Raw genomic sequence first — 23,385 nt, forward strand, 5'->3', positions numbered from 1 at the left:
AAAAAACCACCTCCAAAAGAGAGGTGGTTAACGTTACCCTGCTAGTTCAAGCATTTGGACGAACGCGACGTCCGGATCTGTCGTCTCAAATCGGTTCAACCAATCCTTGAAGTCGCCTTCGTACAAAATACGACCTTGATGAAGGAAGATGACATGGGCATCGGTATGCAATAGATCATGTAATTGATGGGTCGAGAAGAGGCACGTTTGACCGTTTGCTGTCATCTGCTCGAAGCGTCGCATGATATGAAGCCGTGTTGCCGGGTCGACCCCACTTGTTGGCTCGTCAAAGATATAGAGCGAACGAGGTACTGTCGTCAACAGGGTCACAAACAACCATTTCTTTTCGCCAGCGGACATCTTACCGATTTTCATCTCCCACAGATGAGCGAATAAATCGAGCTCTCGTGGCTGTTTTAGATGACGCGTATAGGTCTCTTGCTTGCGATATGCTTTCAAACGAGCGAGCCGACCGACGAAGACGGCGACATCCTTGCCCTTTAATTCATCCGAGTAATAGATGAATTGCGTCAAATAGAGAATGTCCGAGATAACGGGTAAGTCCAGTTCTCCGGACGTGATCGGTAAGGCACCGGTCATGCAATCAAACAGTGTCGTTTTCCCGGCACCGTTCATCCCGATCAAGACGTTCAGTTTCCCGGGAACAAGTGAAAAGGAGACATCGTGTAACAGATCAGGTGATTTCGGATAGTTGAAGCGTACGTGTTGAACGTGCATCTGAATCCTCCTATCGGGTCAGTAATGACATGAGATTAAAGCGTTTGACAGAGAATAGACCAAGTAACAGATAAACGACGAGTACGACGATCAAGAAAAGTAACGATGCTCCCGTAACGTGCTCAGAGACGGCGAGACCAAGTGTTTTCATGACATAAAAAGGATTCAAGTAACTGTACCAGCGATCCGGTTGGCTACTGGCGAACAAGAACAGGGGATACATGACGATGTTGATTAATGTCGACATGCTCGAAATCTTTGCTGGAAGCATCGTCAAGGCAATGCTTGCAAAAGCGAGCGGGATGCTGAGCAACAAGACGAGATAAGCGAGTAACAACGTCAAAGGTGAGAAGTAGCCGAATACGAGCATCAGGATCGTCGTAAAGACCGTCAAACTAACGGCTGCAAACACGAGCTGAACGAGTACGAGTGCGAGAATACAACCAATCTTACTACCGGAAATCATGATATACGTCTTCATCAAACCATATTCCCGCATCCGGGCAAGTTGGAGTCCGATACTGTTCACGTAAATCGAGAGCAAGATATAGCCCCAAAAGAGCGCGAGGAACGAGAGGAAACTGTTCTCGGTGAAGTCGAGTCGTGATCCGAAGACAAAGGCGAGAATCAACGGGAAAATCAACGACCAAAAGACCGGAATCTTATCCGTCAGCATGATTTTTAAGTAGAGTATGAAGTAGCTAGGAATCGAATACATATGTGCCTCCAGTCAGTGTGTCGAATCAAGCTTATATTAAGTATACGTTCGGAAATGGGAAATAGTTCCTTTGGAAAGAGCTTAAGAATTACCTGAAGTCAAATGATGTAACGCATCGACAACAATATGGGGGGCATCCTGTTGAATGAAGTGCCGGCTGTTTGGAACTTCGAGCAACAACCCTTGGATCGACTGTGCAGCAGTTTGTCGTTGCAATTCGTGCCACAATAGTTGCGCCTCACGCGAATAATGATCCTTTTTACCAGCAGACAGAACAACGACTGGAAAGGGGTAGAGGACATCGACGTTCGTCGCTTCAATACTCTTTTTAAAATCTTCATATGTACATTCGAGCATGAATTGTTTTTTGTATATGGATTGGAATGTGTTTGGCATCACTGGTAAGAAGCGTTGAATATAGGATTCTGGTGTTGCATCGATGAGCAATAGACCTTTTATTTCACTTGGATATTGCGATGCAAATTGTCGAACTAACGTGCCGCCATAGGAATGACCCACAAGAATAAAGGGTGGTTTGAGAGATAAGGTATCGATCAAACGGCGAAGGCGATTCACGCTCTGGCGACTAGTCTCGGAATCATGCTGCATACTACCACCGATGTTCGTACGGTCATACATCAAGATCGTTCCAAGTCCTTCAACTTGATCCATGATTGGTTGCCAGGTTGAAAGATCTTGTCCATATCCATTTTCAAAGATAAACGTTGGTTGATCGGAAGTTCCGAGAATCAGACGATAGTGTAACGTCGTTTCAGATAACGTCATTGAATCGAAAGACATATGATTCCTCCTATTCTGGTGGGAATAAAAGTAAGGATACCAGAAAGAAACAAATATTGTAAACTGAAGCAAAGGAAAGGAGGTAACATGATGGACTATTTATTAACGTCTGGTGGGATACAAAATCCATCGATTCACAACGCGTTACGTGAGATGCTCAGAAAACCAATTGAGGAATGCAATGCCATCGCGATCACGACAGCTTCCTACGCATTAGGCAGAGGAACGGACCTCGCTGTCAACTTCATTAAAGGAAAAGATGAGGCACCGATGGTCGATTTAGGATGGAAGTCAGTCGGTCTGTTGGAATTATCAGCGGTCTCGGTAATTGATCCAGCAATTTGGCAACCAGCGGTCGAACAAGCGGATGTCATTCTCGTTAATGGTGGTGATCCACTCTTTCTACATCACTGGTTCGTCGAATCGGGCTTCGATCGACTATTACCGCAACTGACCGGTGTTTATGTCGGGATGAGCGCCGGTAGCATGGTGCTTACGCCACGAATCGGAACGGATTTCGTTGGGTGGAAAAAGACGCCGGAGCAATCGGACGCAACATTAGGTCTCGTTGATTTTTCGATTTTCCCGCACCTCGATCATCCGCAGTTACCAGACAATCACTTACAAGCTGCCGAATCATGGGCTGAGACATTGACGAATCCAGCTTACGCAATCGACGACGCGACAGCGATCCGTGTCATCGGTGCGAATGTGGACGTGATTTCTGAAGGAAAGTGGATGAAATGGCGATGACGATGCTCTATTTCATTCGCCATTGCGAATCGATTAAAACAGGCAGTGATCGAGGGCGAGGATTAACGGATGCAGGTCAAGAACAAGCGCAGGAACTCGTAGCGTTCTTTGAAGCGATACCGATTGACGCCATTTATTCGAGTCCGATGCGACGGGCGATAGACTCCGTTCGCCCACTTGCTGAACAACGAGGTTTGCGAATCTACGAGGCAGCGTTTCAGGAACGGCGTTTTCAGGAAACAGACGAACGTTTATCGCCTGAGCGGCTAGAAAAACTGTTGAAGCGATCATTTCAAAATAACGATTACGCGCAAAGTGGCGGAGAGTCGAATCAAATAGCACGTAATCGTGCTCTAGTAGCCATCGATCAGCTACGTAAAACCCACCCGCACCACCGAGTGGTCGTCGCGACGCATGGTCTCGTGTTGGCGTTAGTGCTCGAACACTACACTGAACGACCGGCAAATGAGTGGCTCAAGACGATGGGGAGTCCAGCAATCCATCAGCTGACATTCGATGCAGGCTGGAAAACGTCTCATGAACAACTATTGTAAAATGATTAAATCTGCCCGCTGAAGATGAAACCGAGAAAGAGCAGTAATAACACACCAAGCGGAACGGCACAGGCGAGACTGACATATTTGAGGATTCCCGATTCGCGTCGTTTGATGGCGACGATTCCGAATCCAATCCCGAACAGATAAATAGCAAGTCCGATTGGGATCGTAAGCATCGAGTTCGGTCCGAACGACCAGTTGAGCGGTGGGAAAATCATAGAGGCGATAAATAGACCGATTAGGCTGAGGAAAATCGAGGCTTTAGCGAATGTCATATGTAAACTCCTTTTTAATTAAGTATGTAAACAAGAATTCGGACTTAAAACGTAAATTCCTGCTTCATCCAGTAAATTTCCTGTTTGGCATTTGAATGAACGGGAACTATATCTAAAAGATAGTATCTTTTAGATATAGGAGGGACCGATGCCAAAAGAAAACATGACCCGTTATGCGATTCTCGGACTTCTTGCAAGCGGATGTACGTCTGGTTACGAGATGAAACATACGATCGATACGAGCTTGAATCACTTTTGGAAAATCAGCTTCGGACAAGTCTATCCAACGCTGAAACGGTTAGAGGCGGAAGGGTTGATCGTTGAAGAGGTCACGGATGGGGAACGGAAACAATTTGCCCTGACGGAAAACGGACATGCGGAGCTCGCGCGGTGGGTCGCTGAACCGTCCGTCGAATTGCCGGTGCAACGGAATGACCTATTGTTGAAGCTATACTTCGCTCGACATGCTTCAAAAGAGGTCACCTTGCAGAAAATTCAAGAGCATGCACGATTGCTCGAAGAACGGCTTGAGACGTATCAAGCGATCGATGCGATGATTCGTTCTTATCCGGACTCGAATGATGCCGTCTATTGGTTATTGACGCTTGATTATGGCATTCGGAAGACACGTGCGTTACTCGATTGGTGTGACGCTTCCCTTGAGACCCTTGAAGGAGGAAATTGACATGAAACGGATCATTGCAACTCCGAACAAAGACGTCGTCGTGTTCATCATCGGTTTACGAATCAATCGCTTGCGTTCCGTCCGGCAATGGTTGCCGACGGTCCAGGCGATGGGACCGATGCTACAAGAGTGTTATGCAAACGATGTCGGTCTGATTTCGCATGAGTCACTTGTCGGTTGGCGTTCCGTGACGTTGATTCAGTATTGGCGTTCGACGGAAGAATTGATGGCATATGCCCATGGTTCCCGTCATTTGACGGCGTGGAAACGATTCAATCAGAAGGCACGGACATCAGAAGCGGTCGGGATCTTCCATGAGACGTTTGAAGTTAGCAATTATGAGTCGATGTATGTCAATCTTCCAACACGAGGTCTAGCGAAGGCACTCGGGGAGTCGGCGATCAAGCCGTATCAAGAACAAGCAAAAGGGCGCTTAGCCGAGCGGCAATCACAAGAGACGATCTAAATAGACAAAAGACGGGTGCCGAGGCATCCGTCTTTTTAAGTCGCGACTGGTGTGACGGGTTCGAGCATCTCCCCGCAGTTTTGGCAAATATGATCGAGCGTTTTCGTACACGGTTCGCAAAATGTACAAGCGTGCGAGCACTGATAGACCGTCGTTTCAATCGTTTCTTGGCACCGGACACAGGTTGGTTCCATAAGTATCACCTCCTGTTACTAGTATAAGAAAAGCATTTTGATGAGCACAGTAGGAGAACATAGAAAAAGGCTATATTTTCCTTTGATTCCATGTTAATTTGAAGAAAGTGGTTTTAATTCGAAGGGAAGATGAAAAATGGACCAAATTGATCAACAGATTGTCCGGATTCTGCAAGACGATGCCCGGATTCCATGGTCGGAACTCGGACGTCAGATCGGATTATCGGCACCTGCCGTCATCGAACGGGTCCGAAAAATGGAGGACGCGGGAATCATCGAAGGATTCCGCGCTGTCATAAATCCGGAAGCACTCGCGCAAGGGTTACTCGCGATCGTCATGTTCGAAGAGACACGCTGCGCAGGCTTGATTGAATTTTGTAAAGGACATCCTGAAGTCGTCGAGTGTCACCGGCTGACCGGTAGCTATAACTTCATGGTCAAGTTGCAAACGGCGTCCGTTACAACACTAGAACGTTTTCTCGATGACGCATCGGTCTACGGCAAACCGTCGACCTGGATTCGACTGTCGACGCCAGTGCCGTTTATGGGATATACGATATGAAAAAACCTGTTTTCTTAAATGTCGTTCCGTAGGAGAAAAAAGATGAATCTCATGCTAATCGGAGGCGGTCAACTGGTTGCCTCGTCTCATCAATTCATCAATTGTCATGTCTTTCAACTGACAAAACACGTGCCACATATCGTCTTCCTGCCGACGGCTAGTCGGGATGAATCATTATACCAACAACAATTTCGAGATACATATGAAGCACTTGGAGCAACCGTCTCGATCGTCATGCTGTTTGACGACGTACAATCCATGGCGACGCAACGACGATTAATCGAACGTGCCGACATTCTTTATGTCGGTGGTGGCAATTATCCATTACTCGTTCAGACGCTTGCTCTAAAAGGCATGGATGTATTGCTCAAGCAAGTTGTCAAGCGCGGAACATGGTACGTCGGTGTCAGCGCTGGAGCGATTTATGCGATGGAATACGGGATCCGTACGAGTGAAGACAGAACGGACTATTGTCTGGATACGGGCCAAGGCTGGCTGAGCGGTTGTCTCTGTCCGCACTTGAACCAGGAAAAACGGGCAACCCGTTTTCAGGAACACCTGCCTCAAATGGATCACGCGATCGGATTACCTGACGATACGGCGTATATTCTTTCTGGGACCGATTACTATCGATTAGGAGAAGGACACGCGTTGTATGGACGTTACATTAAGTGAACGTTAGCGTCTCGAACTCTAGGAGTGTCATCTTCTTCGATAGTCGTTTCGGATTCGGTAAGTGACAGATGAATTCTAGACTATTGCCATCCGGATCATTGAAATGCAATTTGGCATGGGCGTAATCCGTATGTGTCATCGCGAAGGGCTCATCTGGTCCAAATCCAAATGCAGCGCGTGGTTCGATTTGAGCTCGCGCAGCCAACCCGGAGCATTCCGTAAAAAGTCGATATCAACAGTTAAAGCGATGTGTCGGATGGAAGGATGATACGGTGTGTTCGCGTGCTCGCTAAGCCAAAGTCCAAGCCAACTTTTTCCGGGTTCAATCCATAAAAATGCGATTCGATCGTCAACAGTATGATCAAAGGTTAATCCGAGTGATTCGTAAAATTCAATCGATCGATGTAAATCAGATACCGGTAGATGCGCTTCATATAGTGAGAACGTCATCGAACGAGTTCTCCTGCAGCACGATGTTCGAGCACGCTTGACATATGTTCGGTCGCCCATTGTTTCATCATCAGGACGAGCGGACGAAGTGTCTCACCAAGCGGAGTAAGCGAATACTCAACTCGAGGTGGTACTTCTGCGTATGTCACGCGTTGGATCATCCCATCGTGCTCGAGTTCTCGTAATTGTAAGGTCAAGATACGTGGACTAATGGATTCTGAGGTCTTCAACAGTTCTGAAAAGCGAAGCGGACCGTCAAGTAGTTGATGGATCAGGATGGCTTTCCATTTTCCACCGATCACTTCGACCGTCGCTGCTGTCGCGCAAGAATAGGTATTTAGAAACACACAACTGTCTTCGATTGGCATGTGGATCGTCTCCTTTAGTTACATGATTGATAGTATGTCACTTCAAAGTGCGTACTTGTCGCTTGATATGAAACGGCATACACTTCAGATGTCACTATCATACGAAATGAGGCTAGAACATGTTAACTAAAACGACTACCGATTTACGAAAACAACAGATTCTCGAGGCATTCGCCTTCCGCCACGCGACAAAACGATTTGCGGACAAACAGATTCCGGAAGATGATTTTGCTTTCATCCTCGAAACGGGACGTCTTTCTCCATCATCGTTTGGCTACGAACCGTGGCGTTTTCTTATCATTCAGGATGAGTCGCTTCGTGCGCGGCTTGCACCGTTTGCGTGGGGCGCTGCCGGACAACTTGAGACAGCGAGCCACTTCGTCATCCTCTTGGCTCGAAATGAACAGGACATGCATTTTGACGCGCCTTACATCAATCATATGATGCAGGACGTGATCGGATTAACGCCTGAAGCTCAAAAGGGTCGTCATTCCTTTTATCGTCAGTTCCAAGAATCCGACTTCGATCTTGTGTCATCGAAGCGTGCCATGCGGGATTGGGCGGCAAAACAAACGTACATTGCGCTCGGTAACATGATGACGAGTGCGGCACAGATCGGGATTGATTCGTGCCCGATGGAAGGATTCGACCAAAAAGCCGTCGAACAGCTGTTACGTGATGAAGGACACCTGACGGATAATCTGAATGTCTCCGTCATGGTCGCGTTCGGTTATCGAAATGAAGCACCGGCGCACCCGCAAACGCGTCAAGCCATCGCTGATCTCGTTGATTGGGTCTAATATTTATGCTATTTAAAAAACTATGTGATTCATCGCATCTGAGTCGATTTTTCCTTCGGCTCAGTTTTTTTAGTTTGCTACGCATCAAGTTCATATAAATAGTAGTCAAAACAGTTGACGAACAAAAATCGAGATGGTATATTTATCTCGAATTAAAGATATATGAATTGAAGATACAAAAGAGGTGAACGAAATGGAACGACCGAATCCAAACTTGAAGGCATTGACGGTCATGGTGCGCGCAGTCGATGCGTTACATGAAGTCATCAAGAAGGATGTTGCGCAATGGGGGTTGAACCCAACGGATTTTTCGGTTCTTGAGTTGTTGTTTCACAGGGGCAGGCAACCGATTCAATTGATTGGGAAAAAAGTCTTGATCACGAGCAGTAGCATCACCTATGTCATCGATAAGCTCGAAAAGAAGAATTACGTTGTCCGCAAAGCATGTCCAGAGGATCGGCGTGTGACATTTGCGGAACTGACCTCTGAAGGACACCAACTGATGGAAGCTATTTTTCCAAAGCACGAGCAAGCGATCAATCAAGTATTTCAAGGAATAGCCCCGTCTGATCTCGAAGCATTCATCGAGACTGCCAAAACGATCGGCTATCAAGCAAAAAAATAGTAAAAATTTTTTAGACTGATATCTCGAATTCGAGATAATAACCATTAAAGGAGCGATTTTTCATGAATAAACTAAAAGGAATCCACCACGTGACGGCAATTACGAGCAGTGCCGAGAAAAACTATGACTTCTTTACGAATGTCCTAGGAATGCGATTGGTCAAGAAGACCGTCAATCAGGATGACATCCAGACGTATCACTTATTCTTCGCCGATGATAAAGGATCTGCCGGCACGGATATGACGTTCTTTGATTTCCCTGGTATTCAAAAAGGGTCACACGGAACGAATGAAATCTTTAAGACGGCGTTTCGTGTTCCAACGGATGCGGCACTTGAATACTGGATTAAACGATTTGACAAATACGACGTCAAGCACCGTGGTATCAAAGAACAATTCGGCAAGCAGACGCTCTCGTTCGTCGATTTTGATGAGCAACAATACATGTTGATTTCTGACGAGCATAATCAAGGTGTCGCTTCCGGTACACCGTGGCAAAACGGTCCGGTACCCCTCGAGTTCGCAATCACGGGGCTCGGTCCAATTCATATCCGGATCGCGGAATTCGACAATTTAAAAGCGGTACTCGAACAAGCGATGTTGATGCGCGAAGTCGATCAAGCGGGTTCACTGCACTTGTTCGAGATGGGTGAGGGCGGAAACGGTGCCCAAGTCATCGTCGAGCACAACGTCGTTCTACCAAGCGGACGTCAAGGATTCGGAACAGTGCACCACGTCGCCTTCCGTGTTGAAGATACGGCTGCCTTACAAGAATGGATCGAGCGGATGCAACAGCTACGCTTCAACACGTCCGGTTACGTCGATCGCTTCTTCTTCGAGTCCCTTTATGCTCGTGTCGCGCGCGGTGTTTTGTTCGAATGGGCAACAGATGGTCCTGGTTTCATGGGGGATGAGCCATACGAAACGGTTGGGGAGAAATTATCATTACCACCATTCCTCGAGCCGCAACGCGCACAGATCGAACAAATGGTCCGTCCGATCGATACGGTCCGGAGTACGCGCAAAATCGAAAAAGAATACCTATAAGAGAACATTACGATAACGTAACTAACCGCATCTAAACAAGAGGAGGAAATGAAAATGGAGAAATTAAACATTGGTATCATCTTAGGATCCACACGTGAAGGACGACTCAGCCCACAAGTCGGGAACTGGGTCAAACAACTCGCGGATCAACGGGGGGATGCGAACTATACGATTCTTGATATCGCCGACTACAAATTACCGCTCCTAGGTGAAAAGGACGGGGATGCGTCTGGTGCTGCTGATTGGTCGAAGGATGTCGCGGCACAAGACGGATTCGTCTTCATCGTCCAGGAATACAACCACTCAATCGCAGCGTCACTCAAGAATGCGCTCGATTATTTACGAGTCGAATGGAACAATAAAGCGGCAGGGATCGTCTCTTACGGTTCCGTCGGTGGAGCGCGGGCAGCAGAACACCTGCGCGGTATCCTCGGTGAATTATTGATTGCCGATGTCCGGGTGCATCCGGCGTTATCCTTGTTCACGGATTTCGAGAACGGATCGGTCTTAAAAGCGGCAGCCGTTCAAGAAACATCGGTCAACCAAATGCTCGATCAAGTCATTCCGTGGGCAACGGCGTTAAAAACAATCCGCTAATTAGTTACTATAAAAACCCCTCATTTCATCTCGAAATGAGGGGTTTTTGGATGGCTGTTACGTACAACACGACGTGACGCGGCGCAGATCCTTTTCTTGAATGTAAAGCATGTGTTGGCGGACTTTATAAGGAATGTCAGCCGCTTGAAGACGTTCGAGATAGTGACCCGTTGGAGCGACCGTCCATTTTACATACGACGTCGCAGCATTCGGTGATGCGAGACAGGTAAGCAATAAAAGTGGAAGAATCCATTTTCGAAGTTTCAAGCGTATACCCCCTTCATTATTTCAAATACTGTATTAATGATTTTATTGTTAAAATTAAAAACTAAAAATCACGACTCACGTCAGCAAAAAATAACTGACCATCAAGCCGACCAACAGACCACTAAAAACAAGTCGATAGACGGGGGAACGATGGGTTCCTTTGTTTCGTTTAACTTGATAGACGATGAAATAGGTCACACTGGTCACCATGACGAGGATCGCCAGTGTGCTGAGTAAAGTAGACATCAGCATTCCTCCTTATCGTAGGATTTTAGATAACGCTTTTCCTTTCGCCAGTTCGTCGACGAGTTTGTCGAGAATCCGGATGTTACGAATGAGCGGATCCGTTAGATGTTCCACACGAATCCCGCAAATGACGCCAGTGACTAAAAAACGACGTTCATTCAGGGCGGGTGCGTGCTCGAAAAAGGCTGCGACGTTTTGGGTTTGTATGGCTTGTTCAAGAGTTGGTTTCGTGTGTCCGGTCAACCAGAACAGCACGTCATCGAGTTCCTCTTGTGTCCGTTGCTTACGTTCGACTTTTTGACGGTATACCTGATACAGCTGCAACATCGGCATTTGAAATACTTTTTCGTAACTCATCTGAATCGCCTCCTTTCATGGTAACATATGGGAAAAGATCTTGTGTCACGGATTTCAATTCGGTTTGGAGGTGTAGGATGAAATGAGATATCGAATCATTGGAATGACTTTTTTGACGTGCCTAGTCCTATTTTTAGGCGTCATGGGTGTAAAATTATCGTATCAAGCATTGATCGATCCGCCGATTGATCAATCGACAGGAAACTGGGTATATATTCCGGGCAAGATTTTACCGACTAAAAAAGTCATCTATGTGAAAGAAGAACACATCATTAAACAACCGGATTCTTTAAAAAGTGGGCACGAAGGATATCGGAAAGAACCTAAAAAGAAAAAACCGATTGAGCTTGGGAAAGGTTTCTTGACAGATACGATTAATCAAATTGCACGTATAGCTCCTTGGATGGTCGTTTTAGTCATCATCTACCTGAATCGTCGACAACGATTCAACCGCATGCAGTGGTCATTCCTATCAAGTCATCGACCGAAGCGAACCGTTCTATCGCTTCCGCTTACGCCTGAAGTCCAGTCCTCATCAGAAGAACGCATTCTTGATTCAAAAATTCGTGAAGCGGTGCGCGCTTTCAATCGGTCACTTACTCCATCGCAACAACGGCGGACATATGAGACGCTGACGGAGTGGTTTATACGTTTAGAGGTCTCGGTTCCGCAAGAGATATATCAGCTCGTTCGGTATGCTGATATTCCGGAGCAGACACTCGATTCCTCTCGACGGACTGTTTTCCTTGAACAGCTTGAGCAAAATCAGACACGGCTCGTGTAATCAGCCGTGTCTTTTTTGATGTCCGCGATACTTATTAAGAGCAAGCATATTTAAGAGGAACAGTGCTGCTCCATAAAGAAATAGTCCGAGCCAGTACGGCCAGATACTGGACCACCCGTTGCCGTAGACGAGTACTTCCTTGATCGCGCTCGCTCCGTAGAAAATCGGGGTGATATATCCGATGTTACCAAGTCCGTACGGGATCAGATCGAGCGGAATCAAACCCGAGAAGAAGATCTGCGGAATGATCGTAAAGGGAATCAACTGGACGACCTGGAGCTCAGACTGGGCAAAAATCGAAATCGTTGCCCCGAACAAGACCGCGACGACGGCAAGTCCAAGCATCGTCAGGAAGACCCAGATGATCGAACCTTCAGACGGTAAGTCAAGAACGGTCGTCGCGTACAGGACGACAAGAATTGCCTGAATGGAGGCAAAGACGCTATAACCAAGCGTATAGCCGAAGATGACGTCGGTCTGGCGAATCGGTGTCATCATCAACCGCTCGAGTGTGCCACCACTGCGTTCTTTGACAAGTGCCATTGCCGATAAGATAAAGACGAAAAAGAACGAGAATAAGGATAAAAAGACGAAACCGAGCGCGTCAAAGGTTGATTGATCGACATCTCCGTACAGATAGTTCGTCTCGAGTTGCATTGTCGGTTGAAGGGTCGCCAGTCCAGCTTGAATCTCGCGTAGTGCCTTTGAACTTTTCGTTGAAGGTTCGCGGAGGTTCAACGCTAGCTCATTGTCTTTCATGTCTAAAACGACGTCGACCGTTTCATGTTCTTTGAGATAGGCGTTCGCATCGCTGCCGTTATACGTTTTAATCGACAGATCCTGTTTTTCGATCGCTTGTGAGACCGGAGCCGGCACATCTTGACTGATGGCGACGACAGGTGTGTAATCATCGTTTCCAAGTAGAAAATAGATTAAGGTGAAGATTAATAACGGAGCAAGTAAAATCAGTCCGACGCTTCGTTTATCGTTCAACGTTTGACGGATGACCCGTCGAGCGAGTTGCCACATCACGTCACGTCCTTTCCAGCGAGCAGGAACAGTTCCTCGACCTGACCGTTTTCAGTCTGTGCGAGCAAACGGTCGAGCGGATCGTAGGCGATGATTCGACCGTTATAGATCAATGCTGCCCGGTCACATTCATTGATTTCATCCATGACGTGGGTCGAGACGACAATCGTCGTACCTTGCGCACGAATCGCTTGGAATTGATTCCAAATCTGGCGACGTAACACGGGATCAATTCCGACGGTCGGCTCATCCAGGAATAAGACGGTCGGACGATGCAAGATTGAGATGGCGAGGGACAATCGTTTCTTCATCCCACCAGAATAATGGCGAACGAGCTTTTTTTGATCATTCGTTAAATCAACGAGTGTCAAGACCTCCTCGATGCGTTTTGCTAAATCCTGACGGGACATGTTGTATAAGGAACCGAAAAACTGTAGATTCGCAAGCCCCGATAAATCCTCATACAAAGCATCGTTTTGTGGCATGAAACCGATCTGCGATAACATCTTGAAGCTGGGCATCGAAGTTTCACCAATCTGAATTGTCCCCGTGTCTGCCTGGATCGCACCAATCATCAAACGAATCAGTGTCGTCTTACCAGAACCTGACGGACCGAGCAAGCCACAAATCTCGCCGGACGGAATTAAAAGATCAATCTGTTGGAGGACGTTCTGTTGATGAAACGATTTTGATAAACCGTTCAGTCGTAAATCCATCGTATTCTCCCTCCTTTTTATAAAATAATTATTGAACAACGTGTTGATTAATTTCATTATAAAAGGGAGAGAAACTGGGAGCAATGACCAGTTGACGTCCATCTGTCGCTTAAGCGACACATCCCGACAAACTGTTGAAGAAAGAGGCGATTTCGATGAAAAAACAGGATTTACGCATCATTCGGACTGACCGCAGAATACGCGAAACGTTCCTTCAGTTGATCGACGAAGTCGGCTTTGACGCCGTGACGATCAAGTTGTTGACGGAACGCGCTGAAGTCAACCGCGGGACGTTCTACCATCATTACGCAGATAAATACGAACTGCTCGAACGGATGACGAATGAGATTTTTGAAAAGATCGAAACGACGTTTGAACGGGAGATTCCGTTCGTCCTGATCAACAAAACGGAGGACTCACCGTACCGACGCATCATTCCGTTTCTGACGTTTCTTTATGAACACCGAACGCTGATGCGAATCTTACTCAGTCCGACGAGTGACGGGATGTTTCGAAAGCGGGTCCGTGATTACATGCAACAGATTCTGTTCTCGGGACTACCGGAACAAGGAGAACGGCTCGTTCCAGAAAATTATCTCATTGCCTATCTCTCAGCCGCTCATCTCGGTGTCATCGAATCCTGGTTGAGCCATCCAAACGAGACATCACCGAAAGAAATTGCCCGAATCATCTTTACGATTTCGATGGAAGGACCGTTTCGAGCAGCAGGGTTCCGGCGATGAACTTACAGGGAGTATTAGCCTATATCGTTAAGGCATTACAACAAGAGCAAATTCGCTTCGGCATCGGGGGTTCATTGTTGTTAGCACATCATGGACTGCCAGTTACACCACGTGACATCGATCTCGTCGTCGCATTAGAAGACGCCGAACGTGCAGTCCTATTGTTATCTGAGATGGGAACTGTCGTTGAACAAGACGAGACGTCACTCTATGAAACGGAAGTATTCCAAGAATTTATGATCGAAGGAATCGATCTCGATCTGATGAGCGGACTACAGGTTCGCCATGACGAGGGCGTGTTCGTCTATCCGTTTGCTGAACAATCGATCGATTCAGTTGGACCTCCGTTCATGGCACTCGTCGATTGGTACGTCATCTATCAACTGATTCCGGGGCGGGATCAAAAGGTCACGATGATTGAAGACGTATTTACAAAACAGGAAGTGGACCGTAAGCGTCTCGAACAGCTGAGAAGCCTCGTTCTTCCGCAAGCAGTAAAAAAGCGAATCAATCAGTGGCTGAAATGACATACAGGTCTTCGAGTAAAACGACCTCATTTGTTGTCGGTAAGTAAGCGTGGTTCGAGTCAATCAAACTACAGAGAACATAGTGATCAAGTACCCGGTCGAAGACATAATACGGTTTCAATGTCAGGTAAGGCATGAGTGCATGATGTATAACTTCTTCCGGAACGCTATCAGGCAATTCTTGTGTCGAATCATGATAGAGATCAATAAATGCTTTGTTATCAACGATTAGGCTGACTTCGTAAGTATCTTCCATCAGGAGAATCGTCAAACGACGTTTGTAAGCGAGATTTGAGTCGTCACGAGTCCGGCGTACTACTATGTTAATGAATGGAAAATCCCGATTAATTTCTTGAATCGTCCACGCTCCGGACTCATCCGGATACTCCGCAGCGATGAGGTCAACAGCAATCGACCGACAGGTTTTCAACATCTCGTCAGTCAACGGCCGGTAATCCGGGTGTGATGCTTGAGCTTCGGCATCGACTGCCGTGACAGCGTTTCGCCGCTTAATCAATTTGCGCGTATAGGAGAACGTGGACGGTTTGTTCCATGTCACGACTTCGTTTACCGTGACAGCTGATGTGTCTGGATGATCCAAAGGATACGTTTGCAAACCGTCCTCAGAAACAAAGATTTCTTCAATCGCATATGCTAGTTTGCGTTGGTGTTCGTTAGGAACTGAAAAACTCCGGAACTGTTGCGAGATGATGGGAGCCATTTGTTCAAGGGATAATGTGAACGGTTCAGTCGGATACTTGTGACTCAGCGCGGGGGTTCCATAGACACTGAAAGAATCGAGCGCTCCTTCATTCGTTAGTTCAAGCGATATGAACAGATCAGGGAAGAGACGAATTCCATTTTGGCAGCTGACATACTGATACAGCGAATCTTGGTGCTTCAGTAACATGAACTCCTGGTCGTACGTCATTCCTAACTCTTGCTCAAGCCAGGCAGTCTGTGTGTCTGAATCACGCAAGTCCTCTGGAAGAGAATGAATCGTGACATCACAAAGTTTGTTGATTGATGTCGTTCGTCGTGTAACTGTATCGACTTGAATCTCAATCGTACCGTCCGGATAACTCTCGTCTTCAGACCATGGACCGTGATTGATGGGGAACCAACATGTCTCAAGCAAATACTGCGTCTCACCATGAACTTTTTCACGGCGATAGAAGGATTCATGTAAGACATAGTCGTTCAGTTGATATTTATCTTGGATATGGGAGATTAAATCTTTCGTTAATGGGTGCAACTCGTTCACTCCTTTTCTTGTAAGTCTTCAGTAGCGTCATCTAAAGTCGGAATGACGAAGTCAGGTAAGGTTTGGAATAAGCGATCGGCTGTCTCGAAAAACGGTTGATTCGAGACAACATTGACGACATCTGCATCGTAGCTGAACGCAAAGACGGACATGTTTTCCTGCATGGAGATAATGACCGTTTTTTCTGGTCGTTCGGAGTGATAGTGCGTTCGGTATTCAATCCGAAAGACATTTGGTGTGGTCGACCAGATAACGAGATCATTCCAACTCGCGTGGGGATGGATGTAAGAATACAATCGTTGAAAGTCTTCGGCATGCTTCAGTTCAGCGACGATGAAACGTTTGTCCGCAAGTGGTGTCAAATCGTTGTATGTAATTGAACAAAAGCGACATAACGCTTCAAACTCTTCTTCATCATAACGATTCACCTCTACACAGACGAATAGTGGGAAAGCTTGTAATCGATGAAACCACTCTTCAAGAAATGAACTTTCAAACGAGGAGGATTCATCGTCTGGATTCGTAAAGATGCTAAAAGCTGACGTGTAGTCTTGTTCGATGACGAAGCGCAGATTATCAGGGTCTGAAAAATCATTTGGAATCAACTGATGATCATCATCGTAATAATAAGGCATATACTCGAATGTTAATTGCAACGTATTCACCTCTGTTTCGTACGTTCAGTGTAACGTGAATCTACTAAAAATGAAGTTTTATTGAAAATTATTACATAATTGTAAGGGTAAAAAATATAGAGGATTCCATTATTATAGTAGATTAAATATAAGACGCATTGAAACATAAGTGGAAACAACATGCTAAGTTTTAGTCTAGCTGTAAACGTGTCATTCGGAAGTATTCATATCATTCTCATGGCGAAGACTGTTCAAAGATCACTTACGCGCTTTATCTATTACGGAAAATTGCTAATAAATGGGTGAAGGGATTTATTGGTAAGAACAAGAAGGTAGTTAAAGTACCTACGCATCATTTAAAGGAGGCGGTGACATGTCATTTTGGACATGGTTTTCAATCTTATTTGTGTTGGCGGTTAGTGTCTACGCATCTTCTCAACCAAAACGTTCGAAGAAATAACAAAGGCGCGACTTCCATTGTGATATGCTCTCTCAAAAATAGACAGTTGAAATAATAAAAACTATCTACTTTTTAAAGAGAGTTTTATTAAAATCTACGTCTAGATTTTAGGTAGAGCAAAAACTACGTATTAATTTGCAGTTGCAATACCATTAAATGTTTGCGAATTGATCGTCATCGACCAGTTCGCAAACATTCTTCTATCTTCTTTCGACATGCAAGAGAGAATGCTATCCTTAAAATTTTCATTCTACCTTTTATACGATAAATATTCATAATATTGAGACAATTGCTATAGTATTTCTTAGTTAGTTGAAAGGGGATTGGTTAAGTCATGCTGAAAAACATAGTCGTACACATACTATTGGTTATTATTTTGATATGTATTATTAAAGAATCAACTTCATATGCATACAATTATTATCAAAAAAAATCTCTTGATGCTTCTTCAGGACAATACTTTAGAATTGCAGACAAAATACTTCCTAATTTACTAAAACCACGATACGCGCCTAAGGATACAAAGGGGAAAAATGAAAAAATAAATTCAGTAGATCCGAAAGTATACTTATTTAAGGAAGATGTGAAAGCGGCGAAATTAAAAAAATCAAAGTTAGAAAAAATTATAAATGACGTCGTCGAGAATATTAAAAACATGAAATATTATTTCTTTATAATAGCTCTCATCATTATTTATTTATACGGACTTCGATCATGGAAAAAGCGTAACGTCCTATTTAATAAAAACCCCTATCTAAGTCAATCTAGATCAGAAGAAACGACAATGATAAATCATAATGTGACTAACTTTTATGAAGATGAAGAGACTTTACTAAATAATGCTATACGAGAAGCTGTCAAACGTTTAAATCAAACACTTCCTCTGAATTTGAAAAGACTGAGTTCAGAAACGTTTCATGAATGGTGTAAACGAATTGAACTTGGAGCTAATCCAAATATGTATTATGTAGCTCGTTATGATGAGAAAAATAGTTACATGTTGAATTTACAAGAGAAAAATCAATTTTTAAACGATATCACATACTTTATGAGTCACAAAATATGACTAGTAATTGTTACATTTCAGGAATGACACGATCAAAGTATCATCTAAAGGATGCGGTGGTACAATACTTACGACATGATTTGCACTCATATTTGTGTTAGCGCACAATATCCTCACATCTTCGCAATCGAAACGTTCGAAGAAATAACAAAGGCGCGACTTCCATTGCGGAAGCGCGCCTTTTTGTTTGTTTAGTTTTGCGTCTCGAGCCAAGCGATCGCGTCCGTCAAGTCGTCGGCAATATAGTCGACGTTTGCTTGATCCATCCGGTCAGCGTAATCACGAATGGAGCTCTCTCCGGCACCGGTTCGGACTAAGATTTTGATACAACCGGCGTGTGCAGCTGCCACCATATCACTCCAGCGGTCCCCGATGACGACACATTGCTCGAGTCGGAGATCGTGTTTTGCTTGTGCTTGCCATAATAAATGTGGTGATGGCTTGCGACAGGTGCAATGATCTTCCGCTGCATGCGGACAAATCAGCGTATCATCAAAGCCGAAGCCCTGTAATTCTGTTCGAAAATCCTCTTCACGCGCGAATCCTTTTGAGATACCAGGTTGATTCGTAAACGCAATCAGTAAAATCCCTTGATTACGTAAGTGTTCGATTAGCGAAGGAACGTAAGAAAATAACGCAAACGTTCCAGGATAGTGGACGGTAGCATCTCCACCAATCGTTCCGTCTCGGTCAAGAAATATTGCCTGAATAGAATTCATGTGTACAACTCCTTTGATTACGAAGCATCTTTCAGTTCTTGATACGGTTGAACACGTGCTGCTAATTGTGCTGGAATGAACGCCGCGATGACACCGAACAGAATCGGTAAGGCGAGCGATACGCCAATCAACAACGGTTCATTCCACGGTACGAGATCGTACAAAACATAAATCGTCGAATAGGCAACGATCAGTCCAATGATTCCGGAAATGAGACCGACAAGGAAGCCTTCGAGGACGATCAATTGACGGATCGCGCCGTTCGTCCAGCCGAGTGCTTTTAAGACGGCGAGTGAGGCGCGGCGATCGGTGACGTTTTGCCACATAATCTCTCCCGTCGTTAAAATAGCGATCGTGATCGCAACACCCATCGTCACGTAATGCATTGGTCCGACTTGCAGAGCGACGAATTGACCGAGCCATGATGTATAGAGAACACCTTGTAAGTGGAACGTCACGAATAAGAAGAATGTCAAGAGAGCTGTCGGTAAAGCGATTGAGAGAACGGATAAACTATTCCGTTTCCATTTCCCGATCAGTTCCTTCAATGCGAGTGTCACGGTCGAACGAAGTTTCAGTCCGACGCGAGCGGCTTTCGCGTATTCGCCGGTCTTGATCGCTTCATAAGGTGAGATGCGACGGATCGTCCACGCCGACCAGGTCGCACCAGCCAGGTAAATGACGAGACTGAACAGCGCGATCCAAAGAAGACTCCAGCCGTTCATCGCTTCATTACGAACATATGAGAAGATCCCTTCGACAATTAAGGCAACCGTCGAGACAAATCCAGCGAGGATCGCCGCCTCGATCAAGACGATTTTATAGAGATCCTTCGTCCGCCAACCGAGTGCCAGTAAAACAGCGAACTCTTTTCTGCGGGCGAGCATCGAGACATAGCTTGTCGCGAGGACATAGACAATCGCGACCGCGAGCATTGCGAAGATGACGCCTGAGAAACCGACGCTCGTCTCACGGAAGATCGTCATTGCGGCACCGATGTGAATCCATGGTTGTTCGATCCAACCGAGCGTCTTACCTTCATCGACGACTTTTGTGACAACCGGTTGAGGAGATGAACCTTTTGTAATTGTAGCGATGAGACCGGTTTCTCGCTCGATTTGTTGTTTCACATCTTGGAGCAGTTGTTCTGATTCTTCACTGACGGTCGTTGCACCTTTCACTTTCAGACGAATTGAGGAAATCGATTGTTCGCCATTGATTGCTCGTGCACTATCAATCGTCGTTAGGATGTTTGGAGAACTTGTCAACAATCCGACGGGATTACCAGATGTATCAATTGATTTTGCAGGATTGACAGGTTCGCTCTTCGCATCTAAAACAAGATCAGCAGACGAGGGACGATATGTTTCCATGGGTAACTCATTCAGTGGATCTTTTGAGACCTTGATGTTATTTGGATCGTATAGTCCGACGACATTGAATGCAAGGTATGGGAAGACGGTATCCAACTCACCTGGTTTTGGTTTTTTGATCTTACGTCCGACGGATTCAAGGGAACGGAAACCTTTTGTAGGGAAAAACTGTTTTCCATATGTCCAATTTTTGATCTCAGTTGGCGAAGCCGATACTTCATAGGCAGTCTTCCAGCGACTTGGATATGGACTATTGGCTGGCTTAAACGAGAGTGGTCCAGATTTATATAGTAGTTGGGCTCCTTCAGCGCTTGCCATATCAACATACGTAGAATTTGTCTTTTCTATAAGTGTTTGAAGGTAGTTTTCTTCCACTTTAGATGCTGGAATTTCGAGATGCTGTATTTTTTTTGCAGGATACGTAGTTAACGCTGAACGAAGAACTGAACGCTTCGGTTGTTTTTTTACTAGACTATCAATCAGCTTCTGTTGATCCTGCTCTGTTTTAAAGGGGGCATCTAATTTTTCGATTGTATATTCATAGCTTCCTCTATTAAAGGAGTTTGGATTTATTAAGACAGGTATGATGTGTTCGTCCGGATAGTTTCCGGATTGGTGTTGATCTGTGCTGTTGAAATATCTAGACTTTTTATTTGAGCGAACACTTTTATCTAATCCGACAAGTCGAGCTTCCTCAACAGGATCAATTCCAACAATCAATACTGGGTTTCTTGCAATTGCATTTTTAAACGTTTCAATGGGTTCATTGAAAAAAGAAGCATTTTTCGGAACATTTACTTTCGTACCTTGAGAGATATGGATGACACTATGTGATTGACGTTCTCTCGTAAAACCATTTTCGATAAAGTTCGTTTCTGTTAGACGATACATACCGGGTTCGCTTGGAAACTTCAATACATTTTTAAACGAAGTAACAGCGTTTACATACCCCATGACAGCAACCGGAGCTGCAATATCAATCGCATTCATTTGTTTGATTTGTTGGTATTGTTCAAAGGAAATTCCACCATTGATACCATTTAAATAGTTCGGTTCGAGTAAATCATTCGACTCACTTGCAAGCTGACTGCCTTTCGGTCGTACGACGATGTCATACGCAGACGACCATTTCTTTTGTAATGTTTGTTCGACCGTTCCCTGACTTGAATCGGTCAAGTTGAACATCAGACTGAGTCCAGCGCTGATGATGAGCGCACCGACGAGCGTCAGGATGAACTTCCCACGCTGCCGACGCCATTGATTGATGACAAAGCGTAACATATGTAGTCTCCTTTGCTTGTTATTGGGAGAGCTGCGTCTTTAAATAACGCGCAAGATCTTGTTCGAAAAGGTGAATCGCTTGTGCATCGAGTGCTTCTATTTCTGCTTGTGCCGCGTAGCGAGTGACGAAATAAGGGGAGAGTGGCGTCACCAGATGAATGCGCTCTGTCCAGTCTGTCAACGATTCGTGACTTCGTCGCTTGAGGGCACGTGGTAATCGTTGGTTAAAATCAAATAGCATCAGGCGCAGTGATTCTATAGGAGGAGTAGGTATCGACTGAGTTGTTGTAGACGAAGTTTTATTCTTGAAAGAAAGATTTGATTGATCTTCCATAGTCTCCGTAATGTCTAAAATATGTTTTCCTGTGAGTCGCTTTCGTTTTTTGATTACAAAATAAATGATGAAACTTCCGACAAGAAGCAACAAGAGAAGGATGATCGAAAAACTAGAGCCTGCCTGTTCTTCGGCTGATTCTAAAAAGCCTGGCGACTTGGTAGCATTGGCTTTTCCACGTGCTGTTCCATCCACTTTTTCCGTTTTACCTGTACTTATACCTAAAATTTCACCTTCAGAATTTTCGTCGATTGTGTTATCGAGTGTACAACTATTTTTTTTGAAAATAAGTTTTGATAAGTCATCATGATTACAATCTCGTACGATCGTCGTCTCCTGTTCCGAGAAGTCCGCATTCCGAAACGCTTCATACGCAGACTGCGTCGATACCGACAGCAACAGAAAAACGACAAGTGAGCCGATAAAGCTCGTGATTAATTTGGCACGAAACGTGTGCAACGCGAGACACCTCCCTTTAAACAGTACTTAAACACTTTGCACCGTACGCTTCCGGCGATCTTCGACGATTCGTCCATCCTGCATGAAGAGAATCCGGTCAGCACGTTCGGCGAGTTCTAGGTCGTGTGTGACAAATAAAACGCCACATTTGGCTTCACGATGCAGCTCTAGTAACAACTCGAAGATTGCGTCACCGGTCACGGAATCGAGATTACCGGTCGGCTCGTCCGCGAGAATCCATTGCGGATGATGAAGTAGGGCACGGGCGATCGCGACCCGTTGTTGTTGTCCACCGGATAATTGAGCCGGTAGAGCATTCCGTTTATCGTCGAGTCCAACCCGTTCGAGCAGCTCGAGAATCCGCTCCTCTTGATTGAAAGAGGTCTTTTGCTTTAATAAGGCGACCTTTAAGTTCTCGGACACCGTCAGTGCCGGTAATAAGTGAAACTGCTGGAAGATGAAGCCGATCTCTTGCGAGCGGAATTGCGATAACCGTTTGTTCTTCCAAGACGTGATGTCCTGCCCGTCATAGAGGATCTGCCCGGACGTCGGGCGATCAAGCGAACCAAGGAGACTCAGGAACGTTGATTTTCCAGAACCGGATGGACCAACGAGTGCCGTCACCTCACTTTGCGAAAACTGACCGTTTAGTTGATGTAAGACATCGGTCCGGACACCGCTTCGTTCGAATGTATGCGAAATATCTTGAAAGGTAATATCCATATGACCACTCCTTTTACATAATTTGGTTATGTCCAGTGTATTATTTTTAGAAAATTTTGTCTATTACGTTTTTATTTTTGACCCAACCACTT

General features: G+C 45.4%; 33 protein-coding genes. 14 read left to right on the forward strand and 19 right to left on the reverse strand.

The features are described from left to right. Positions 1 to 33: 33 nt before the first annotated feature. The 3 genes from ACHWTJ_RS07770 to ACHWTJ_RS07780 all read right to left on the reverse strand — a co-directional run bounded on the left by ACHWTJ_RS07770 (position 34) and on the right by ACHWTJ_RS07780 (position 2,257). Positions 34 to 738, reverse strand: coding sequence for an AAA family ATPase (locus tag ACHWTJ_RS07770; RefSeq protein ID WP_394679373.1), 705 nt, complete (start codon positions 736 to 738; stop codon positions 34 to 36). Positions 739 to 748: 10 nt separating this feature from the next. After that, a complete protein-coding gene (locus ACHWTJ_RS07775; protein ID WP_394679374.1) occupies positions 749 to 1,456 on the reverse strand; it encodes a hypothetical protein in 708 nt (235 codons plus the stop codon). 81 nt (positions 1,457 to 1,537) lie between these two features. Continuing rightward, the gene (locus tag ACHWTJ_RS07780; protein ID WP_394679375.1) at positions 1,538 to 2,257 is read right to left on the reverse strand and encodes an alpha/beta fold hydrolase; all 720 of its coding nucleotides are present in this window, start codon (positions 2,255 to 2,257) and stop codon (positions 1,538 to 1,540) included. 90 nt (positions 2,258 to 2,347) lie between these two features. Between ACHWTJ_RS07780 and ACHWTJ_RS07785 the strand changes: the two genes are divergently transcribed. Next, positions 2,348 to 3,010, forward strand: coding sequence for a Type 1 glutamine amidotransferase-like domain-containing protein (locus ACHWTJ_RS07785; protein ID WP_294741315.1), 663 nt, complete (start codon positions 2,348 to 2,350; stop codon positions 3,008 to 3,010). Next, the gene (locus ACHWTJ_RS07790; RefSeq protein ID WP_394679376.1) at positions 3,001 to 3,564 is read left to right on the forward strand and encodes a histidine phosphatase family protein; all 564 of its coding nucleotides are present in this window, start codon (positions 3,001 to 3,003) and stop codon (positions 3,562 to 3,564) included. The genes ACHWTJ_RS07785 and ACHWTJ_RS07790 overlap by 10 nt, the downstream gene beginning before the upstream one ends. 5 nt (positions 3,565 to 3,569) lie before the next feature. Here the strand turns inward: ACHWTJ_RS07790 and ACHWTJ_RS07795 are convergent, their stop codons facing one another. Then, a complete protein-coding gene (locus ACHWTJ_RS07795) occupies positions 3,570 to 3,842 on the reverse strand; it encodes a hypothetical protein (protein ID WP_394679377.1) in 273 nt (90 codons plus the stop codon). A 148-nt stretch (positions 3,843 to 3,990) separates the two neighbouring features. On the opposite strand from ACHWTJ_RS07795, the gene ACHWTJ_RS07800 reads away from it, so the two are divergent. Together ACHWTJ_RS07800 and ACHWTJ_RS07805 are read left to right on the forward strand one after the other, a co-directional pair. After that, the gene (locus ACHWTJ_RS07800) at positions 3,991 to 4,527 is read left to right on the forward strand and encodes a PadR family transcriptional regulator (protein ID WP_055968286.1); all 537 of its coding nucleotides are present in this window, start codon (positions 3,991 to 3,993) and stop codon (positions 4,525 to 4,527) included. A 1-nt stretch (position 4,528) separates the two neighbouring features. Continuing rightward, entirely contained in the window at positions 4,529 to 4,993 is a 465-nt protein-coding gene (locus ACHWTJ_RS07805) for a DUF4188 domain-containing protein (RefSeq protein WP_035397173.1), read from the forward strand. Positions 4,994 to 5,028: 35 nt separating this feature from the next. Here ACHWTJ_RS07805 and ACHWTJ_RS07810 read toward each other — a convergent pair whose 3' ends face one another. Beyond that, positions 5,029 to 5,187, reverse strand: coding sequence for a DUF1272 domain-containing protein (locus ACHWTJ_RS07810; RefSeq protein ID WP_081637378.1), 159 nt, complete (start codon positions 5,185 to 5,187; stop codon positions 5,029 to 5,031). Positions 5,188 to 5,323: 136 nt separating this feature from the next. On the opposite strand from ACHWTJ_RS07810, the gene ACHWTJ_RS07815 reads away from it, so the two are divergent. Next, on the forward strand, positions 5,324 to 5,749 hold the full coding sequence (locus tag ACHWTJ_RS07815; RefSeq protein ID WP_294741323.1) for an Lrp/AsnC family transcriptional regulator: 426 nt from the start codon (positions 5,324 to 5,326) through the stop codon (positions 5,747 to 5,749). Between the two features lie 42 nt (positions 5,750 to 5,791). Beyond that, positions 5,792 to 6,424, forward strand: a complete 633-nt coding sequence (locus ACHWTJ_RS07820; protein WP_394679378.1) for a Type 1 glutamine amidotransferase-like domain-containing protein — start codon at positions 5,792 to 5,794, stop codon at positions 6,422 to 6,424. On the opposite strand, the gene ACHWTJ_RS07825 is transcribed toward ACHWTJ_RS07820, so the two are convergent. Genes ACHWTJ_RS07825 through ACHWTJ_RS07835 form a run of 3 tightly spaced genes read right to left on the reverse strand, consistent with a single transcriptional unit; the run spans position 6,417 to position 7,242 of the window. Further along, entirely contained in the window at positions 6,417 to 6,563 is a 147-nt protein-coding gene (locus ACHWTJ_RS07825) for a hypothetical protein (protein ID WP_394679379.1), read from the reverse strand. The two genes, ACHWTJ_RS07820 and ACHWTJ_RS07825, sit on opposite strands and share 8 nt — an antisense overlap. After that, on the reverse strand, positions 6,560 to 6,874 hold the full coding sequence (locus ACHWTJ_RS07830; protein ID WP_394679380.1) for a VOC family protein: 315 nt from the start codon (positions 6,872 to 6,874) through the stop codon (positions 6,560 to 6,562). The genes ACHWTJ_RS07825 and ACHWTJ_RS07830 overlap by 4 nt, the downstream gene beginning before the upstream one ends. Beyond that, positions 6,871 to 7,242, reverse strand: a complete 372-nt coding sequence (locus ACHWTJ_RS07835) for a winged helix-turn-helix transcriptional regulator (RefSeq protein WP_394679381.1) — start codon at positions 7,240 to 7,242, stop codon at positions 6,871 to 6,873. The genes ACHWTJ_RS07830 and ACHWTJ_RS07835 overlap by 4 nt, the downstream gene beginning before the upstream one ends. A gap of 119 nt (positions 7,243 to 7,361) precedes the next feature. On the opposite strand from ACHWTJ_RS07835, the gene ACHWTJ_RS07840 reads away from it, so the two are divergent. The 4 genes from ACHWTJ_RS07840 to ACHWTJ_RS07855 all read left to right on the forward strand — a co-directional run bounded on the left by ACHWTJ_RS07840 (position 7,362) and on the right by ACHWTJ_RS07855 (position 10,310). After that, positions 7,362 to 8,042, forward strand: a complete 681-nt coding sequence (locus tag ACHWTJ_RS07840; protein WP_394679382.1) for an NAD(P)H-dependent oxidoreductase — start codon at positions 7,362 to 7,364, stop codon at positions 8,040 to 8,042. 193 nt (positions 8,043 to 8,235) lie between these two features. Then, a complete protein-coding gene (locus tag ACHWTJ_RS07845; protein WP_394679383.1) occupies positions 8,236 to 8,667 on the forward strand; it encodes a MarR family winged helix-turn-helix transcriptional regulator in 432 nt (143 codons plus the stop codon). Positions 8,668 to 8,729: 62 nt separating this feature from the next. After that, positions 8,730 to 9,713: a ring-cleaving dioxygenase gene (locus ACHWTJ_RS07850; RefSeq protein WP_394679384.1), complete on the forward strand. Its 984-nt coding sequence runs from the start codon at positions 8,730 to 8,732 to the stop codon at positions 9,711 to 9,713. A 54-nt stretch (positions 9,714 to 9,767) separates the two neighbouring features. After that, on the forward strand, positions 9,768 to 10,310 hold the full coding sequence (locus tag ACHWTJ_RS07855) for an NADPH-dependent FMN reductase (protein WP_023468418.1): 543 nt from the start codon (positions 9,768 to 9,770) through the stop codon (positions 10,308 to 10,310). A gap of 57 nt (positions 10,311 to 10,367) precedes the next feature. Here the strand turns inward: ACHWTJ_RS07855 and ACHWTJ_RS07860 are convergent, their stop codons facing one another. From ACHWTJ_RS07860 to ACHWTJ_RS07870, 3 genes are all read right to left on the reverse strand, one after another. Beyond that, positions 10,368 to 10,577, reverse strand: coding sequence for a hypothetical protein (locus ACHWTJ_RS07860; RefSeq protein ID WP_394679385.1), 210 nt, complete (start codon positions 10,575 to 10,577; stop codon positions 10,368 to 10,370). Positions 10,578 to 10,652: 75 nt separating this feature from the next. After that, complete coding sequence (locus tag ACHWTJ_RS07865) at positions 10,653 to 10,823, reverse strand: hypothetical protein (RefSeq protein WP_158024752.1); 171 nt, start codon at positions 10,821 to 10,823, stop codon at positions 10,653 to 10,655. Between the two features lie 12 nt (positions 10,824 to 10,835). Further along, a complete protein-coding gene (locus ACHWTJ_RS07870) occupies positions 10,836 to 11,180 on the reverse strand; it encodes a DUF2200 family protein (protein WP_214745940.1) in 345 nt (114 codons plus the stop codon). A gap of 82 nt (positions 11,181 to 11,262) precedes the next feature. Here ACHWTJ_RS07870 and ACHWTJ_RS07875 point away from each other — a divergent pair, with 82 nt between their 5' ends. Beyond that, on the forward strand, positions 11,263 to 11,964 hold the full coding sequence (locus ACHWTJ_RS07875; protein ID WP_394679386.1) for a hypothetical protein: 702 nt from the start codon (positions 11,263 to 11,265) through the stop codon (positions 11,962 to 11,964). Here ACHWTJ_RS07875 and ACHWTJ_RS07880 read toward each other — a convergent pair whose 3' ends face one another. Then, complete coding sequence (locus ACHWTJ_RS07880) at positions 11,965 to 12,993, reverse strand: ABC transporter permease (protein ID WP_394679387.1); 1,029 nt, start codon at positions 12,991 to 12,993, stop codon at positions 11,965 to 11,967. Further along, positions 12,993 to 13,709 carry an ABC transporter ATP-binding protein gene (locus tag ACHWTJ_RS07885; RefSeq protein WP_394679388.1) on the reverse strand — a complete coding sequence of 239 codons (717 nt, stop codon included), beginning with the start codon at positions 13,707 to 13,709 and terminating at the stop codon, positions 12,993 to 12,995. The genes ACHWTJ_RS07880 and ACHWTJ_RS07885 overlap by 1 nt, the downstream gene beginning before the upstream one ends. Positions 13,710 to 13,864: 155 nt before the next feature. On the opposite strand from ACHWTJ_RS07885, the gene ACHWTJ_RS07890 reads away from it, so the two are divergent. Together ACHWTJ_RS07890 and ACHWTJ_RS07895 are read left to right on the forward strand one after the other, a co-directional pair. After that, positions 13,865 to 14,452, forward strand: a complete 588-nt coding sequence (locus ACHWTJ_RS07890; protein ID WP_294749689.1) for a TetR/AcrR family transcriptional regulator — start codon at positions 13,865 to 13,867, stop codon at positions 14,450 to 14,452. Further along, positions 14,449 to 14,979: a nucleotidyltransferase domain-containing protein gene (locus tag ACHWTJ_RS07895; RefSeq protein WP_294749690.1), complete on the forward strand. Its 531-nt coding sequence runs from the start codon at positions 14,449 to 14,451 to the stop codon at positions 14,977 to 14,979. The genes ACHWTJ_RS07890 and ACHWTJ_RS07895 overlap by 4 nt, the downstream gene beginning before the upstream one ends. On the opposite strand, the gene ACHWTJ_RS07900 is transcribed toward ACHWTJ_RS07895, so the two are convergent. Further along, entirely contained in the window at positions 14,960 to 16,234 is a 1,275-nt protein-coding gene (locus ACHWTJ_RS07900; protein WP_394679389.1) for a hypothetical protein, read from the reverse strand. The genes ACHWTJ_RS07895 and ACHWTJ_RS07900 overlap by 20 nt on opposite strands. Positions 16,235 to 16,239: 5 nt before the next feature. Continuing rightward, entirely contained in the window at positions 16,240 to 16,899 is a 660-nt protein-coding gene (locus tag ACHWTJ_RS07905) for a hypothetical protein (protein WP_394679390.1), read from the reverse strand. Positions 16,900 to 17,672: 773 nt separating this feature from the next. Between ACHWTJ_RS07905 and ACHWTJ_RS07910 the strand changes: the two genes are divergently transcribed. Next, the gene (locus ACHWTJ_RS07910) at positions 17,673 to 18,404 is read left to right on the forward strand and encodes a hypothetical protein (protein WP_394679391.1); all 732 of its coding nucleotides are present in this window, start codon (positions 17,673 to 17,675) and stop codon (positions 18,402 to 18,404) included. A 191-nt stretch (positions 18,405 to 18,595) separates the two neighbouring features. Here the strand turns inward: ACHWTJ_RS07910 and ACHWTJ_RS07915 are convergent, their stop codons facing one another. Genes ACHWTJ_RS07915 through ACHWTJ_RS07930 form a run of 4 tightly spaced genes read right to left on the reverse strand, consistent with a single transcriptional unit; the run spans position 18,596 to position 23,293 of the window. After that, positions 18,596 to 19,123 carry an HAD-IIIA family hydrolase gene (locus ACHWTJ_RS07915; RefSeq protein ID WP_394679392.1) on the reverse strand — a complete coding sequence of 176 codons (528 nt, stop codon included), beginning with the start codon at positions 19,121 to 19,123 and terminating at the stop codon, positions 18,596 to 18,598. Between the two features lie 17 nt (positions 19,124 to 19,140). Next, on the reverse strand, positions 19,141 to 21,777 hold the full coding sequence (locus ACHWTJ_RS07920) for an ABC transporter permease (protein ID WP_394679393.1): 2,637 nt from the start codon (positions 21,775 to 21,777) through the stop codon (positions 19,141 to 19,143). A 19-nt stretch (positions 21,778 to 21,796) separates the two neighbouring features. Then, a complete protein-coding gene (locus ACHWTJ_RS07925; RefSeq protein WP_394679394.1) occupies positions 21,797 to 22,570 on the reverse strand; it encodes a hypothetical protein in 774 nt (257 codons plus the stop codon). A 27-nt stretch (positions 22,571 to 22,597) separates the two neighbouring features. Further along, positions 22,598 to 23,293, reverse strand: coding sequence for an ABC transporter ATP-binding protein (locus ACHWTJ_RS07930; protein ID WP_023468400.1), 696 nt, complete (start codon positions 23,291 to 23,293; stop codon positions 22,598 to 22,600). Positions 23,294 to 23,385: the final 92 nt, after the last annotated feature.

Source organism: uncultured Exiguobacterium sp., from assembly GCF_964277885.1.
Classification (GTDB): Bacteria; Bacillota; Bacilli; order Exiguobacteriales; family Exiguobacteriaceae; genus Exiguobacterium_A.